Annotated in this window: 13 protein-coding genes; 5 read left to right on the top strand and 8 right to left on the bottom strand. The window is 71.2% G+C overall.

Annotated features, from left to right (window positions below; translation table 11 throughout):
• Positions 1-4 precede the first annotated feature (4 nt).
• The 6 genes from ABD736_RS11685 to ABD736_RS11660 are packed head-to-tail and all read right to left on the bottom strand — an operon-like array spanning position 5 to position 7626.
• A complete protein-coding gene (locus ABD736_RS11685) occupies positions 5-1495 on the bottom strand; it encodes a S8 family serine peptidase (protein WP_344791945.1) in 1491 nt (496 codons plus the stop codon).
• Positions 1496-1514: 19 nt separating this feature from the next.
• Positions 1515-3614: a glycosyltransferase gene (locus ABD736_RS11680; protein WP_344791944.1), complete on the bottom strand. Its 2100-nt coding sequence runs from the start codon at positions 3612-3614 to the stop codon at positions 1515-1517.
• A complete protein-coding gene (locus ABD736_RS11675) occupies positions 3611-4204 on the bottom strand; it encodes an acyltransferase (RefSeq protein ID WP_344791943.1) in 594 nt (197 codons plus the stop codon). The genes ABD736_RS11680 and ABD736_RS11675 overlap by 4 nt, the downstream gene beginning before the upstream one ends.
• Entirely contained in the window at positions 4201-5496 is a 1296-nt protein-coding gene (locus ABD736_RS11670) for a wax ester/triacylglycerol synthase domain-containing protein (RefSeq protein ID WP_344791941.1), read from the bottom strand. The genes ABD736_RS11675 and ABD736_RS11670 overlap by 4 nt, the downstream gene beginning before the upstream one ends.
• Positions 5493-6419, bottom strand: coding sequence for a glycosyltransferase family 2 protein (locus tag ABD736_RS11665; RefSeq protein WP_344791940.1), 927 nt, complete (start codon positions 6417-6419; stop codon positions 5493-5495). The genes ABD736_RS11670 and ABD736_RS11665 overlap by 4 nt, the downstream gene beginning before the upstream one ends.
• On the bottom strand, positions 6403-7626 hold the full coding sequence (locus ABD736_RS11660) for a glycosyltransferase family 4 protein (RefSeq protein WP_344791939.1): 1224 nt from the start codon (positions 7624-7626) through the stop codon (positions 6403-6405). The genes ABD736_RS11665 and ABD736_RS11660 overlap by 17 nt, the downstream gene beginning before the upstream one ends.
• 189 nt (positions 7627-7815) lie before the next feature.
• Between ABD736_RS11660 and ABD736_RS11655 the strand changes: the two genes are divergently transcribed.
• Genes ABD736_RS11655 through ABD736_RS11635 form a run of 5 tightly spaced genes read left to right on the top strand, consistent with a single transcriptional unit; the run spans position 7816 to position 13149 of the window.
• Complete coding sequence (locus ABD736_RS11655; protein ID WP_344791938.1) at positions 7816-8640, top strand: hypothetical protein; 825 nt, start codon at positions 7816-7818, stop codon at positions 8638-8640.
• 18 nt (positions 8641-8658) lie between these two features.
• Complete coding sequence (locus tag ABD736_RS11650; protein WP_344791937.1) at positions 8659-10209, top strand: O-antigen ligase family protein; 1551 nt, start codon at positions 8659-8661, stop codon at positions 10207-10209.
• The gene (locus ABD736_RS11645; protein WP_344791936.1) at positions 10206-11075 is read left to right on the top strand and encodes a glycosyltransferase; all 870 of its coding nucleotides are present in this window, start codon (positions 10206-10208) and stop codon (positions 11073-11075) included. Before ABD736_RS11650 ends, ABD736_RS11645 begins: the two co-directional genes overlap by 4 nt.
• Positions 11072-11932 (top strand): SGNH/GDSL hydrolase family protein, encoded by an 861-nt coding sequence (locus ABD736_RS11640; RefSeq protein ID WP_344791935.1) that lies wholly within the window; start codon positions 11072-11074, stop codon positions 11930-11932. The genes ABD736_RS11645 and ABD736_RS11640 overlap by 4 nt, the downstream gene beginning before the upstream one ends.
• The gene (locus ABD736_RS11635; protein WP_344791934.1) at positions 11932-13149 is read left to right on the top strand and encodes a right-handed parallel beta-helix repeat-containing protein; all 1218 of its coding nucleotides are present in this window, start codon (positions 11932-11934) and stop codon (positions 13147-13149) included. The genes ABD736_RS11640 and ABD736_RS11635 overlap by 1 nt, the downstream gene beginning before the upstream one ends.
• A gap of 48 nt (positions 13150-13197) precedes the next feature.
• Here the strand turns inward: ABD736_RS11635 and ABD736_RS11630 are convergent, their stop codons facing one another.
• The gene (locus ABD736_RS11630) at positions 13198-14145 is read right to left on the bottom strand and encodes a glycosyltransferase (protein ID WP_344791933.1); all 948 of its coding nucleotides are present in this window, start codon (positions 14143-14145) and stop codon (positions 13198-13200) included.
• Positions 14145-15602, bottom strand: a complete 1458-nt coding sequence (locus ABD736_RS11625) for a sugar transferase (protein WP_344791932.1) — start codon at positions 15600-15602, stop codon at positions 14145-14147. The genes ABD736_RS11630 and ABD736_RS11625 overlap by 1 nt, the downstream gene beginning before the upstream one ends.
• Between the last annotated feature and the right edge of the window lie 2 nt (positions 15603-15604).

Genomic DNA, 15604 nt, shown 5'->3' with positions numbered 1-15604 from the left:
CTCGTCAGTGCTTCACGACGATGGTGACGCCGGCTGACGCCCCCACATTGCCTGCGGCATCCGTCGCCTTCGCGACCAGCGTGTAGCTGCCGCTCGGGTACGCGGCTGTGCTCACCGACGCGGACCACAGGCCGGATGCCTGGTGCACCGCCGTGGCGAGCTTGGTTCCGCCGACCCAGAACGCCACCCCGACGACACCGACCTCGTCAGAGGCTTGCGCCGTCGCAGCGCCGGACGTCGAGAAGACCGTGCCGGACGGCGGCGAGGTGATCGTCACCGTCGGCGGCGTGGTGTCCTTCGGCGGGGTCGGCGTGGGTGTCGGCGTCGGCGTCGGGGTGGGCGTCGGCGTCGGGGTCGGCGATGGCGTGGGCGACGCCGAGAGGGGCACGGTTGTCGCGAGATAGCCGTAGTACCTTCCGGCGATGGGGTGCACGGGGTCGCCCTGGAACCCGTGCCCGGCCGCGGCCTGCGCCTTCGCCTGCGCGATCACCGTCTGCATGATCTGGGTGGACGTGGCCTGCGTGGGCGCCGTCATCGCCGCGCAGCCGCCGCCCGGGCGCAGGCAGTCCGCGACGACCCCTGACACGACCGCGGTCGACATGCTCGTGCCGGACTGCAGGTAACCGATCCGGCCGCCCTTCAACGTCGAGTACGGGCATGCGCCCGGCGCCGCGATGATGTGCGACTGATCGGCCGCGCTGACGGCGTAGCCGCTGTTCGTGGCCGCCGTGTCGTCGGCCCACGGCATGCTGAACTGCGCGGTGCACGCGGCCGGAGGGCTCGCCGCCCCGCCCGGCTGCCCGTCGAAGTCCGCCATGTCGCTGGCCGCGAGCACCTGGTCGTAGGAGGCGGGGACGACCTTGGCGATGTCCACCGGGCTGTTCGTCGCCGCGGCGACGACCACGATCCCCATGCCCGTGATCGTGCAGATGGCCTGGTGGATCGGGTCACCGTTCGTCTTGCCGCAGTTGCCGTCGTCGGTTCCCGCCGTGCCGAGGCTCAAGTTCACCACGCGGATGTTGTCGGCCTTCGCGTTGGCGATGACCCAGTTCAGGCCGCACAGCATCGTCGTGGGCGTGCCGGCGTTCTTGCTGTCGAGGATGCGCACGGAGTAGAGCGGCGCACCCGGGGCGACGCCGACGATGCCGGCACCGTCGTCGTAGGCGCCGATCACCCCGGCGACCGCCGTGCCATGGCCGTTCGCGTCGCCTGCCGTGCCCGAGCCGAAGCAGTTCACCTGCGCCTTGAGGTTGTAGTCGCTGCGCTGCTCGGACCCGGAGTCGAGGATCGCGACAGCCGGCCCCTGGGCCGGCGCGCTCGCGCCGCTGCCGGCATTCACGGGCGGCAGGTTCGCCTGCACGGTCTTGACCGCGGGCGGCACGATCTGCGCGCCCCAGGCGGGTCGCTCGGTGGCCAGCACGGTGGCGAGCGCGAGCACTCCGACCGCGCCGAGCACGGTCACGCGGCGGCGATTCAGTCCACGACGGGTGTCCATGTTCGCTCCTTACGTCTCCTTACGTCGTCTCCGGCCGGCGCAGCACCGCGCGATACGCGGCGAGGGTCGAGTCGGCGATGGCCTCCCACTCCAGTGCGGAGAGGTCGGCGACCTCTTCCCGAGGCTCATCGCGGGCCCAGGCGAGCGCGTCGGCCAGCACCGACTCGTCGAACTCGCCCTCATAGGTGCGCACCCACCCACCGCCCACCAGCTCGGCGAGCTCCCCCATGGCGCCGATGCGCGGCACGAGCACGGGGCGATTCGCCGAGAGGGCCAGGATCGCCGACCCGGAGTTCTCGATCGCCCGATACGGCAGCACGACCAGGTCGCTGGCGCGCAGCCAGTCGACGACGCGCGCCGCGGGCTGGAAGGTGAGGTCGAGCAGGACCCGCGGGTCGCCGGCAGCAGCCCGGGTGATCCGCTCACGCTCGTCATCGCTCGACGGCCGGCCCGCGATCGCGAGCCGCGCGTCGACGTCGAGCGCACGGAAGACCTCGAGCAGGTGCGGCACGTTCTTGTACGGCCGCAGCTGCCCGACGGACGCCGCAACCAGATCGCCCTCGCTCAGGCCGAGTCTGGCGCGCGCCTCGGCTCGCGGCACCGAGAAGTCGTAGTCCGCCCGGTAGTGCCCGTGCGGCGTGACGAAGGCGGGCCTGCCGGCGAGCTCGGGGTAGCTCGCCCTGGCGGCCTCGACGCCATTCGCGGACAGCGACAGGATGCCGTCGACGTTGGCCACCAGCAGCCGCCGCAGCCGCGCGCGCAGCGCCGGCGTCGAGCGCTGTTCGTGATCGACGACGTTGTGGACGGTCCACACGACGCGAGTGCCGCGCAGGCGGGCGAGGCGCAACGCGCCGAAGAACAGCACAAGCCGCGCCCTGACCCGCCATGGCCGATGCGCGGACAGGAACGTGAGCTCGGGCCAGTGCAGGTGCACCACATCGACGTGCGCGGTCGCGAGGCGCCAGTAGCTGAGGTCGCGCACGGTCACTCCGAGCGCACTCATACTGCGGTAGAGCCGCGCGGTGTAGGGGTTCGCGTGCGCGGTGCGGAAGGCGGGCTCGGCCTCCACGACCATGCCGCCCCTCTGGCCTCGCAGCGGCTGCACGGGCGCCTGGCCGAAGAGCCGGTCCTTCGCCGCCGGATATCCCGCGGACCAGTCGGATCGGCGCCGCCAGACCTCGCTCCACGTGCCCTCCGCGCGTCCGAGGGCGCGCTCCAGCAGGGCGCGCACCAGGGTGCCCGTCTTGAGCAGCGCGATGCCGGCTGCGGCCCGACCAGCCGACCAGCGCAGTCTCAGCAGGGTGGCCTTCCCCGCCATCACCATGCTCATCTTGCGGCCGTTGCGCTCTCGGCCCGACTCCGACGTCGAGCCGCCGACGGTGTGCACGATCGTCGCCGCCGGCACGATGACGGGCCGCAGGCCGGCCGCGGAAGCCCGCAGCGAGAAGTCGGCGTCCTCGCCGTACAGGAAGTACCGCTCATCCATTCCGCCGAGGCGGTCCCAGTCGGCGCGGCGCGCCAGCAGCAGGCATCCGGTGATCACGGGCACCTCCCGCACGGTGTCGCGCGGCCACCAGCCCAGGGACTCGGGGTCGAACAGCCGTGACCGCGCAAATGCGGTCGAAAGTCCCGAGGCGAAGCACAGCAGCGACCACAGGGTCGGCGCACCCCAGCACGACGACGGCTCGAGCGATCCGTCCGCGGCGAGGGTGCGACCGCCGTACAGCCCGTGCTCCGGGTGCGCTACGGCGAATTCGACGAGTGCGGTGAGCGCCCCGGGCAGCACGGTCGTGTCCGGGTTGAGCAGCAGCACATACTCCCCGGGGGCGCGAGCGACGCCACGGTTCACCCCGGCCGCGAAGCCGAGGTTCGTGCCGGCGTCGATGACCTCGACCCACGGGTGCCGCGCCCGCAGCGCCGCGACGGACCCGTCGACCGACCCGTTGTCGACGACGACCGCAGAGACCGCGAGCCCCGGCGCTCCCGCGGCATCCGCCGCGAGCGAGTCGAGGCAGGCCACGGTCTGCTCCCGGGTGTTGTAGCTCACGATGACGACCGTGATCGCCGTCACGGCCGCGTCGACGGCCGTCGGCGACGGGGTCGGCGTCGCCGTACTCACGGGGCGACCTCTTCGAGGTCGCCCTCCGCCGCACCGTCCGCAGTCGGCGCCCCGGCACCCGTCACCCGTGGCTCCGGCCGGTGACCGAGGATCCGCGCCGGAACCCCGCCGACGATCGCGTTCGACGGCACATCCTTCGTGACCACGGCGCCCGCGCCGATGACGGCGCCGTCGCCGATCGTGACACCCGCCACCACGACCGCGTTCGCGCCCAGCCAGACATCGGCGCCGAGCACGATGTCCCGCTCGGCCTTGGGCTGGTCCATGACGGGAACGCCCTGTTCGAGGCCGTAGTTCGATGCGGTCAGAGTGACGTGCGGCCCGAGCAGGCACTTCGGCCCGAATACGATCCGCCCCGTCGAGTCGCCGGCCCAGACCACACAGTGCTCACCGAGGTGCGTGCCATCGCCCACCCAGATGCGCTCGCCGTTGCGGAACGACACGTTCGGCGCGATTCGCACGCCCGCGCCGCGGTGCAGCCTGGCCAACTGATCCACGTGGGAGTAGGCGGCGAAGTTCGCCAGCTTGAGCGCCTGCAGGTACGTGCGCGGGTTGAGCAGCGTTCTGACCGCATCCCTGACCGTGCTCATGGGGCGACCCCCTCTGCCGCGGCGAGCGCCGACCAGGCATCCGCCAACTCGTCTTCGACAACCGCGCGGATGGCGGCCGGGTCCAGCCCAGGCGCGCTCAGCGCCGTGAAGCTCAGCCCGCCCGCGTACGACGAGGCGAACAGCCCGAAGCGCGAGCCGGGAATCGGCACGGGCCACAGCAGCACGCTGCGCACGGCGGCCCCCCCGATCGCCGCGGGGCTGCGGCGGTACGGCAGGTACGAGGCGTACGCACCCGATTCGGCAGACGAGAGGTCGCCCTCGCCGCTGCGACCGAAGGCCCTGACCTGCGCGTGCACGGCAGCGACGACGTCGGCAAGCGGCGCCGCGCGCGACACCGCGACGCGCAGCATCACGATGCTGTTGCGCACCGCCTGCGCCTCGCGTCTGCGTCGTGAGACGGGGATGGCGACGGATGCTTCGCCCGGGCCGTCCTCGAGGCGAGCCACCACCCGCAGCGCGAGCGCCGTGACGAGGTCGCTGACCCCGCCGCCGAGGCGTTCTGCCAGCTGAGCAGCGGGGGCGAGCTCGGTGAACCAGTACGCAGCCGCCGGCTGCGGCGCGAACAGTGCGCGCAGTCCCCTGCGGTCGATCGCGCGGTTGCGCGCGGGGCGCAGCAGCCGGCCGCCCCAGCGACTGAGGCGCTTCCGGAAGGGCTTTCGCCAGTACTCGTGCCACGCATCGCGTGGCCCCGTGCGCGCACGCAGCCACCGCCCCCACACCACCATCAGGCCGCTGAGACGGCTGCGCGGGGCGGCCCCAAGCCGGGCCGGCGCGCCCGGTCCGTCGCCAAGGAGCGCGTCGACGAACTTCAGCGCGAACAGGGCATCGCCGAGGGCATGCTGGGCGCTGCCGATGATCGCGAGGTCGCCGTCGGCGCGCTCGACGACGCAGTAGCGCCAGAGCGGTCGGTCGCGCAGGCGCGGCACGTTGCCGGCGCCGGCGAACAGCGCGGGCTCCTCGGCTGCGGTCGGCACGCGGGGGAACCAGCCCACGTGGTAGCCGGCGTCGAGCGGCCCTGCGGGGACCCACATCGGCGCCGTCAGGCCGAGCGGCGCGTCCATGAGCCTCATCCGCGTCTCAACGAAGCGCTCGCCGACCGCCATCAGCACGGCCTCGAGGCGCTCGCGATCGATCGCACCGTCGATCCCGCGGAACGGACCCGACTCGACGATGATCGTCGCGGTCGGCCACATCGCCTCGAACTCGATCGAGGTGCGGATGAACTTCTCATCGAGCGTGCGCATCAGCTCGACCTCAGTGAGCGGGCTCACGGCTGCTTCCTGGTGCTCCATGCGCCCTCGATGAGGATCGGCTCCGGGCGCTCGACGTCGACGAACAGCGCGCCGCGCCGGGGCACCCGTGCTGCGGCCGCGATACCCTGCTGGATCCCTTTGAGCAGCGCCCGCCGCGCGGCCCGCTCGCGCGGGTTCGGCCCGCGCAGGGCGGCGAGCGCGGCGCGGCCGATCAGCAGGCCTGCCATCGCGATGCCGATGAGCGGCCGCATCCTGATCCACTTGTCCGCCATCGCGCCGGCGCCGAGGCCGTAACCCCGATAGAGCGCGACATGGTCGCCGTCCTCGCGGGTGAAGATGTGGTGCACCGTCACCGTAGTGTCGGAGACGATCGTGTAGCCGGCCGCGAGCACGCGGCAGAACGCGTCGAGGTCTTCGGCGCCCGCGAAGCGACGGCCGGCTCCCAGCACCTCGTCGAAGCCGCCGAGACCCAGCATCAGCTCGCGACGGAACGACATGAATGCTCCGTGCCCCGCGTCGACGCCGCGCAGCACGCCCGTGAGCCGTTCGACGTCGCCGGCGGCGGCGCCGGCAATGAGCGTGTGATCCAGCATCCGCCCGGTCACGGCGCCGACGCGGGGGTCGGCGAAGTGCGTGAGAACGCCGTCGACCCAGCCGGGAACGGCGACGCAGTCGTCATCGGTGAAGAGCACGATCGGCCGGTCGACGGAGGCGAGGCCGAGGTTGCGCGCGATCGACAGGCCGGGCACGTCAGTGCGGACGTAGCCGACGGATGCCTCGCGCGCGACGCGGCGCGTCTCGTCGGTGCGCGATCCGGAATCCACGACGAGCACTTCCACCCCGGCCGGCGTGGCCGCGTTGATCGACCGCAGCGCCTCGCGGAGCATCGGCGCGCGATCCCGGCTGCAGACCACGACGACGAGGTCAGCCGGCCCGTACATGCGGACCCTCCCCTGCGGCCGCTCCGAGGGCGCCGGCGTGCAACCACGCCGCCTCGCGGTAGGCGTCCGCGAGCCGCGTGGCAGCGGCCGCCCAGCCGAGCTCTTCTGCGCGAGCCGCCGCCGCTTTCGACATCCGCTCGAGCAGCGCCGAGTCGGCGGCGAGCCGGTCGAGCTGCGCGGTGAGCTGGGCGACGTCGCCGACGCGATGAGTGAGTCCCGTGACGCCCTCGATGAGGTCGGCACCCGCGGCGGTCGAGACGAGCGGCACACACCCCGCGGCCTGCGCCTCGTAGGTGACCAGCGCACTGCCCTCCTCCACGGTGGGCAGCAGCAGCACGTCGGCGCGGGCGAGAGCGGTGGCGGCGTCGCTCGTGAAACCGGCGACCTCGATGCCGGGCTGATCGAGCAGCGGGCCGAGGACCGCTCGGTACTCGGGCAGGAAGTCGCCGTGGATCGTCAGGATGCCGTCGCGAGACGCCCGCGAGGCGCGCCAGGCGCGCAGCGCGTGGTGCAGGCCCTTGCGCGGGTCGCAGCGACCGAGGAAGACGGCGCGCAGGCCACGGCCCGTGCGCGGCGCGTGCACGCGCGCAGCGTCGATCCGGGCGCCGTAGCGATGGCGCAGCAGCCGGGCCGGGGAGAACCCGCGGTCGAGGAATGTCTGTCGCACCGCTTCAGAAGGGGTGAGCAGCGCGGTCGCCGTGTCGTACTCCGCCTGCTCGCGGTCGAGCCGGCTCTGCGAGTAGGTGTGCGACCCCCCTTTCGCCTGCTCGATCCCCAGCGCGCGGTACTCGTCGGCCACGACGCGGTAGGCGTGGGCGGTATGCGTATTCGGCACCTCGCGGACCGACGGGATGCCGAGCTCGCGCGCCGCTGCGAAGGTGCGCGGCCCGTTCAGCGGCCAGCCGTGCACGACGTGGACGTGCTGATCGGCGGCGATTCTGCGCAGCGCACGCGCCGTGAGCAGGTCGTGCAGCGCGAACGCATTCTCACGCCCGATCACGCGGTGCGGCAGCCGCGCGCGGCCACGCTGCAGGGTGGTGAGCACGCTCGCGGCGCCCGGTACGGGCCGGCTCACAGAGGCGGCGACGACGTGCACGCGGTGGCCGGCAGCGGCGAGTTCTGCCGCCTGATTCCAGGCCGTCCAGCCGATCCCCGCGTCGCCCAGCGCGTGCGGGAACGCATAGAAGACGGTCAGCGGCTCGGCCATGGGTATAACCGTGCGGCAGACCGCTTCCGGCCGGAAGTGAATTTGAGGATCCGTCGTGAATCTTTTACATCACGGCAACATGAGGAAACATCATTGTCAACCTCGCGGGTGCACGCTGAAGTTCGACTCAAGCTCGGGTGCGGTGCCGCACCACCCCACCGATCCCCAATGCGAGAGAAGGCGACGCATATGGACGTTCCGCAGTACCTCAGAGTCCTCTGGCGCTACAAGTGGCTGCTCGCGGTCGGCGTCGTCATCGCCGCGATGGCGGCCATGGTCGCCGGTTTCACGCTGGTCGACGGCAAGCTGGTCTCCCGCACGACGCAGCAGTACACGGCGGCGACGACCGTGATGCTCGGGTCGGCGGACCAGTCGATCTACACCGACCAGCAGGTGGGGCCGACCCAGGCGCCCGGTCAGCCCGTGCAGCAGACCAACCTCGCCCAGACTGCGGTGATCTACGCGTACCTGATCTCCGGCGACACGATCAAGCATCAGGTCGAGGCCAAGATCGGCACCTTTGGCCAGGACGACCTGCTGACGGCGGTCAGCCGCACGACTCAGCCGGCCGGAAACGAGCAGTTCCCCGGCAAATACGCGCTTCCCATGATCAACATCGTCGGCGAGAGCGACTCGGCCGCCCGAGCCGAGACGATCTCGAGGACGGCGGCCGACGCGTTCAAGGGCTACGTCGTGGCTCAGCAGGTCCACTCCAAGGTCGCGCCATCCGATCGCATCCAGATCACGACGATCACCTCGGGCGCTGCCGAGGCGGTCGAGGGCTCGAACCCGGCGATTCCGATCGCCATCACCGGCGCCGGTGTCCTGCTCGTCTTCGTGGCCCTCGCCTTCGTCCTCTACAACATCGCCCTGTCCCGTGAGCGGCAACGGGCCCGACGCGCCCGCGCCGCGCGTGCGAGCATTCCGGAGCTGGACAGCGAGCCGTCGCCGGCGGCGCTTCCGGCCGCGTCTGCGGATGCCTTCACTCCCCCGCGCACGGTCATCGACGCCTAGCGCACGGTCGAGGCAGAGATGAAGACGCGGGCCACCGTCTCCGCAGCGCTGCTCGCGGCGATCGCGCTCGCCTCGGCACTCTGGGTTCCACCGCTCATCGGCGGCGGCATCCTGATCGGGGTCTCGGTGCTGTACCTCGCCCGCAAGGCGCTGTTCACCTGGGCGTCCGCGCTCATCATCCTGGCGAGCGTCGTCATGTTCATCCCCGTGCGGCGCTATGCGATCCCGATCCCGCTGCCCTTCCAGCTCGAGCCCTACCGCCTCGTGATCGTGGCGATCATGCTCGCGATGGTGGTCGCTCTGCTGATCGACCCGCGCTTCACCTGGAAGCCGGTCAAGTTCGGAGCCTCCATCGGGGCGTTCTTCCTCGCGATGGCCCTCTCGGTCGCGACGAACGTCGCGTACATCTCCGAGAACGACCTCGGTGGGACGGTGCTCGGCCAATTCATCAACTTCGGCCTGCTGATCAGCGTCTTCTTCATCATGCGCCAGCTCCTTCGGAGCGAGGGACGGGTGCTGCTGCTGATCCAGTTCTTCGTGTGGTCGGCCGCCGTGGTCGCGTTCTTCGCCGTGGTCGAGAAGGTGACGAACGAGAACGTCTTCCTCGACCTCGGCAAGGTCTTGCCGCTGAAGCTGATCAGCGACCAGACGCAGTCGTTCCGGGCAGGCGGCGATCGCTCGTACGCCTCAGCGCAGCATCCGATCGCACTCTCGGTGATGCTGTGCATGGCCTTGCCGTTCGCGGTCTGGCTGTCGAAGCACGGCGCGAAGCCCGTCAATCGCATCAGCCGCACGATCGTCTACGGAGTGCTCATCGCGGTGATCCTGCTCGGCATGACGACCGCGGTCAGCCGCACGGCGGTCATCGTCATCGCCGTGATGATCCTGCTCACGCTGACGCTGCGGCCCCGGCTCGCGGCGATCCTGATCGGCGCCGCGGTGCCCGCGCTGCTCATCGGCGCCGTGGCCCTGCCCAAGCTGATCGGCACGATGATCGGCTCGTTCCTGGACCCGAGCCAGTTGCTCGCGTCGCAGTACACCTCGGCCGGCTGGGGCGGCGCAGGGCGCCTCGCCGACCTCGGGCCGGCGATGGCGAAGGTCGCGGCCCATCCGTTCTTCGGCACGGGGTTCGGCTCGCGGGTGCTCGTCGGGCCGAACGCGAACGCCGTCATCCTCGACGACCAGGTGCTCGGCACACTGCTCGAGGCCGGCGCGGTCGGCGTGCTGGGCCTCGCGATCTTCATGCTCGCCCCGCCGTTGCGCCTCATCGCCTTCGCCCTGCGCAGGGACGTGCCGCCCCGGTACGCCCAGCTCGCGTTCGCCTGCGCCGTGTCGTGTGCCGGCTACATCGCCGCCCTCTTCTTCTATGACGCCTTCGGGTTCCTGCAGACCTTCTTCATCCTGTGCTGGGTCTGGGCCGTCGGCGCATGGCTGCTCAGCGAATCGCCCCTGCTGGGCGGCGAGGTGGCCGGTGTCGAGCTCGCGGTCCAGACCGAGCGCCGCCGTCGGATCGCCACCCCAGCGCTTCCCCCGAGCCACACCCCCGAGCCCGAGAAGGTGACCGCATGACCGACCGCCCGCACCCCTACGCGATGAGCGTCATCATCCCGGCGCACAACGAGGAAGCCGTGATCGCCCGCCTGCTGACTCGCCTCGTCGCCGGCGACCCCGAGGAGCGGCTCGAGCTGATCGTGGTCGCGAACGGGTGCACCGACGACACCGCGCGCGCCGCGGCATCCGTCGACGCACGCATCCGCGTGCTGGAGATCCCGGTCGCCTCGAAGCCGTCCGCTCTGAACGCGGGCGATCGCGCCGCGAGCACGTTCCCGCGCGCCTATGTCGACGCGGACGTGCGCGTCGAGTCGCGGGCACTGCTCGCGGTGGCCGAGCTGATGGCCCGTGAGCCCGAGGTGCTCGCCGCCGCCCCCGCGCTGTCGATCGATCTGTCGCATTCGAGCCTGGCCGTGCGGCTGCACTACCGCATGTGGGCGCAGAGCGATTATCGCCGCGAGGCGCACATCGGCTCGGGCGTCTATGTGCTGTCGCAGGCGGGCAGGGCCCGCTTCGGCGCCTTTCCGTCGCTCATCGCCGATGACCGGTTCGTGCAGCAGCTGTTCGCTCCCGAGGAGCGCCGGACGCTTGCCGACCACACGTTCTCGATCTCGGCCCCGGCGACCCTCGATGCGGAGATCGCCAGGGCGACGCGCATCGCGGCAGGCAACGCCGAGCTGCAGCGCAGCGGCCTCGTTCGCGAGGCACCGGCGACGGCGCACCCGGCCACCGCGCTACTGCGCAGGGTCATCGGGCATCCGCGGCTGTGGCCCGCGCTTGCGGTCTACTGCTACGGCAAGGCGGTGCCTCGCCTTCGGGCGCGCAGGCAGGTGCGCGCCGGCTTGCCGATTCTGTGGAACCGCGACGAATCGAGTCGGGTGTGAGACGTGCGCGGGTCGTCGCGACGCTGGTCGCGGCATCCCTGGCTCTGCTCGCGTTCACCGCGTGCTCCGCACCGGGCGGCGCCGCGGCGACGCAACACGACGCGGCACCCGGGCTCATCGACGGCATCACGACCATCGGCGTGCTCGGCGACTCCATGAGCCTCGGCGTGAACGCGTGCGGGCACCGCGGCGCATGCACCCAGGCGTCCTGGGTCATGGGCTCCGACAGCGAGGTCGACTCGCTCGCCGCCCGCATCGGGAAGGCGACAGGCCATCGCCCGTCGATCGCGAACGGCGCGGTCGACGGCGGCACGGTCGCGACGATGCTCGACACCGTTCCCCAGGTGATCAGCGCGAAGCCCCAGCTCGTCACCGTGCTGATCGGCGCCAATGACGCCTGCAAGCCGTCGTTCGACCAGATGACCACGGCCGCTCAGTTCCACGCCGACTACGCGCAGCTCATCGGCGACGTGGCGACCGCACTGCCGAAGGCACGCATCCTCGCCCTCTCGGTGCCCGACCTGAATCGGCTCTGGGGGCTCGGCCACGGCAACAGCGCCGTGGCCGCGGCCTGGAGCAGAGCGCCCGGGTGCCGCTCGCTGCTCGGCGACGCCGGTTCGCTCGCCCCTGCGGATGCCGAGCGGCGCGCCGCGGTCGGCCAGCTCGTCGACCAGTACGACGAGGCCATCGAGGATGTCTGCGCGCAGCACCCCACCTGCAGCTGGGACGGGGACGCCGTGCATCGGCACGGCTTCTCCTCCGCCGAGATCTCCCGCGTCGACTTCTTCCACCCGTCGGCCGCCGGGCAGGCTGCGATCGCGCGGCTCGCGTGGGCGGTGCTCGCGAAGGCCGAGTGATGTCCCGGCGGCGCTCTCTCGTCGCGGCCGCCGCCCTCGCGGCCGCCGTCATGCTCGGGGTCAGCGGCTGCTCGGGCGGTCTGCTGAGCACCCTGCACAAAACGGCGCACGAGGTCGAGTCGCCCGGCACGCCGCCTGCTGGCGGACCGGCGATCACCGAGAGCCACGTCGCGCCCGACGGCACGGGCAGCAGCTGCACGAGCGCGAAGCCGTGTGAGCTCGCGACCGCGGTCGCCCGCGCCGCAGCGGGAACGACGATCAGGCTCGCCGGGGGCAGGTACCCGACGACCCGGCTCTCGGCCGACGGCGCACCGCACCTCGCGGGCGCGCACGGGAACGCGACGATCGAGCCGGAACCGGGCGCGCACCCGGTCTTCGGAGCGCTCACGAGCGCGGCGCCGCACCTCACCTGGACCGGCATCACGGTGACGGTGCAGTGGTATCTGAACAGCGGCGCCGTCGGCACCGTGGTCGACGACGTCACGGTCGACGGCGGCGGTCTCTTCGTGCGCTCCTCAGACGTGACGGTGAAGAACTCGGAGTTCAAGAACGGGTCGTCGATCGACGGCATCCAGGTCGGGCTCTCGAACAACGTGCTGATCGAGGGCAACTCGGTGCACGACTACAACCAGGACAAGAACGACAACCTGCACGCCGACTGCATCCAGGTGTTCGACTCGTCGCACGTGACCATCAGGGGTAACCGACTGAAGAACTGCTACAACACCGGGCTCATCATCTCGGTCGGGGCCGGCAAAGGCATCCACCAGCTGACGGTCGAATCGAACTTCATACAGGGCTGCATCACGATCACGCCGCACTGCCGCGGCGGGTCGTCGGCGGCCCTTCAAGAGAAGAGCGCGACCGACCTGGTCGTGCGCGGCAACACCTTCGCGAACGGCTCGGTGCGGCTGGTGAAGACCCCCGGCCTCGTGTTCGACCGCAACATCGTCGGCTACATCTCCACGTGCGACGCACCCATGACGAACTCGATCATCGAGTACTGGAACACGAAGATGTGCGGGACGCCCGCAGTGGTGTCACGGGACGGAAACCGCGCGGGCACCGTCACCTTCCGCGATCAGGCGAGCGGCGACCTGCGACCGAGGGATGCCCGCTCCGTCACGATCACGCCACAGGGCTCCCTCGGGCCGCTCTCGGAGGACCTGTTCGGGAAGAGGATGCCCGCGGACGTCGCGGGCGCAGCGGCCCCGTAGCGCGCAAGCCGCGCGGCTACGCGGCTACGCGGCTATGCGAATACGCGGCTACGCGACGAGTTCGAACCGCGGGGGCGCCGCGGTCGTCGCACTCAGCGAGGCTGCGAGCACGAGGTCGTCCATCGTGAGGTCCTCCGCGTGCCGCATGAGCGCGAGGCCCCGCCTCTCAAGCTCGCGGGCGATCTGCACTTGATGGTCGTCGACGTGCTCGTGGAACTTCGCGAGCCGCGGCACGAGCACGGGCACCTTCCCGTTCTCGAGCGCGGTGATCGCCGTGCCGGTTCCGGCATGCGCGATCACGACGTCCGCCTCACCGATCGCCTGGGCCAGCTCGGCGTGCGGCACCATGGGCCGACCGGGGATGCCGAACTCGGAGACGTCTTCTGTGCCCGTCTGCCAGAGCACGTCGCAGCCGTCGAGCAGCGGCGCGAGCGCGCGGTAGAGCCGGTGGAACGGATAGCCCTCCTGCGTTCCGACCGAGACGACCACGCGCGCGATCCGCCGCAGGCCGGAGGTCCCGGCCGGCCGGAACGAGTCGAAGATCGAGCCGCGGTACCTCCATCGCTCGTTCTCCCAGACGGGGTACTGCGTGTACGTCGGAATGTGCCCGTTGCGCGCGATCAGCCGCCCCGAGAGGGAAGGCCCCTCGGCGCGCGCCGCCGACTCGATGTAGTGTGCAGGGATGCCGTGCTTCACCGCCACAGGCAGCACGGCCACAGCGGGGCTCGACCCCGTCGACACCGCCATCGAGAAGCGGTTCGTCGCGAGCAGCAGCTCGCCGAAGGCGCGCAGGCGCAGGATGTTGGTGGCGTCGCGCGGCGCGGCGAACGGCGTGAAGATGACTTCACGCTCGGCCAGCAGCGACTCGCTGAGCCCATTGCGGAACGTCAGCCACAGCTGCTGATCCGGCGCGATGCCGATGCGCTCGGCCAGCGCGAAGAGCTGCTTCAGGTGGCCGCCGCCCGAGCAGACGAGCAGCACTCTCTCCTTCGTCATCAGTACGCTCCTTCGTGAGTGAGCACCGTCCGCGCCGTGCGCAGAAGGATCATCATGTCGTTCGTCAGGGACCAGTTCTCGACGTACCAGAGGTCGAGCTTGACGCTCTCCTCCCAGCTCAGCTCGCTGCGACCGGAGACCTGCCACGGCCCGGTGATTCCCGGCTTGATGAGCAGTCGGCGGTTCGCGCGGCCCTCATAGTGGTCGACCTCCCTCGGCAACGGAGGCCGCGGGCCGACCAGGCTCATCTCGCCGCGCAGCACGTTGAGAAGCTGAGGCAGCTCGTCGAGCGACAGGCGGCGGATGACCCGCCCGACGCGGGTGACGCGCGGGTCGTCTCTCATCTTGAACAGCGGCCCCGCGCCCTCGTTGCGCTGCGTCAGCTCAGGCAGTCTGGCCTCTGCGTCCACGACCATCGATCGGAACTTGAGCATCGCGAAGCGCCCGCCGCGCATGCCGACCCGCTGCTGGCGGAAGAGCACGGGGCCGCCGTCTGACATCACCGCGAGCGCCACGACGAGCATCAGGGGGCTCGCGACGATCAGCCCGACCGCCCCGACGACGATGTCGAACGCGCGCTTGACGGTGTAGTTGAATCCGGAGAAGCGGGGAAGGTCCACATGCACCATCGGCAGACCCTCGACGGGGCGCCAGTGCATGCGCGGGCCGGCCACTTCGATCAGCCGTGAGACGAGGATCAACTCGACGCCTGAGTCCTCGAAGGCCCAGCCGAGCTCGCGGATCTGCTCATTCCCCCCGGGCAGACCGCCTGCGATCATCACGGCGCGCGTGCGACTGCTGCGGACGGTGTCCACGAGCTCATCCAGCTGGACCCGGGGCAGAGCGGATGCCGGCCCGTTCGGCTCGCGGTCATCGGTGAGCGCTACGGCGATGGCCTTGTAGCCGGCCCGGAGCTGGCCGCGTAGCTCGGCCACGGCACGCTCGACCTCGGCGCCGCCGCCCACGACGATCGCACCGGTGAGGCAGCGCCCCGCTCGGCGCATCGCGTGCACGCGCCCACGCCAGTAGAGGCGGCCGGCCAGCAGCAGCGCGAGGCCGAGCGGCAGCGCGATGGCGAGGTACCCGCGCGCGATGGTCAGCTGCGCGAGATACGCGAGGATCGCCAGCAGCCCGAAGGTGAAGAACGTGGCGTTCGCCACCCTGCCGTATTCGGTGAGCCCGACCCCGAGGATGCGGCGATCGCGCGATCGCGTCGCCCACAGCCCGAGCAGCCAGGCGAGCGCCACGATGAGCGCGAGCCCGCGGTACTCGATCGAATGCGGGGCGGTGCCGCGCAGGCCCGCCGTGCCGAAGCGCCCGAGCTGGGCGACCGCGATGGCGACCACGATGGCGGCGGCATCCGTTGCGACCAGCGCGAGCTGAACGCGCCGCTGCCAGGCGAGGCGGAGCGGTTGCGGCGCCACCGCGAGGCGGACAGGTACTGCGGATTCGGACATCT

This window comes from Gryllotalpicola daejeonensis (assembly GCF_039538145.1).
In the GTDB taxonomy this organism is placed as follows: Bacteria; Actinomycetota; Actinomycetes; order Actinomycetales; family Microbacteriaceae; genus Gryllotalpicola; species Gryllotalpicola daejeonensis.
Note: the sequence above shows the minus strand (reverse complement) of the source record. Positions and strands in the feature narration are given on the sequence as shown.

What these genes read in the sequence shown, in the direction of transcription:
- ABD736_RS11685 (WP_344791945.1), bottom strand. Translation starts at nt 1,495, where the DNA reads ATGGACACCCGTCGTGGACTGAATCGCCGCCGCGTGACCGTGCTCGGC.
- ABD736_RS11675 (WP_344791943.1), bottom strand. Translation starts at nt 4,204, where the DNA reads ATGAGCACGGTCAGGGATGCGGTCAGAACGCTGCTCAACCCGCGCACG.
- ABD736_RS11665 (WP_344791940.1), bottom strand. Translation starts at nt 6,419, where the DNA reads ATGTACGGGCCGGCTGACCTCGTCGTCGTGGTCTGCAGCCGGGATCGC.
- ABD736_RS11660 (WP_344791939.1), bottom strand. Translation starts at nt 7,626, where the DNA reads ATGGCCGAGCCGCTGACCGTCTTCTATGCGTTCCCGCACGCGCTGGGC.
- ABD736_RS11655 (WP_344791938.1), top strand. Translation starts at nt 7,816, where the DNA reads ATGGACGTTCCGCAGTACCTCAGAGTCCTCTGGCGCTACAAGTGGCTG.
- ABD736_RS11650 (WP_344791937.1), top strand. Translation starts at nt 8,659, where the DNA reads ATGAAGACGCGGGCCACCGTCTCCGCAGCGCTGCTCGCGGCGATCGCG.
- ABD736_RS11645 (WP_344791936.1), top strand. Translation starts at nt 10,206, where the DNA reads ATGACCGACCGCCCGCACCCCTACGCGATGAGCGTCATCATCCCGGCG.
- ABD736_RS11635 (WP_344791934.1), top strand. Translation starts at nt 11,932, where the DNA reads ATGTCCCGGCGGCGCTCTCTCGTCGCGGCCGCCGCCCTCGCGGCCGCC.
- ABD736_RS11630 (WP_344791933.1), bottom strand. Translation starts at nt 14,145, where the DNA reads ATGACGAAGGAGAGAGTGCTGCTCGTCTGCTCGGGCGGCGGCCACCTG.
- ABD736_RS11625 (WP_344791932.1), bottom strand. Translation starts at nt 15,602, where the DNA reads ATGTCCGAATCCGCAGTACCTGTCCGCCTCGCGGTGGCGCCGCAACCG.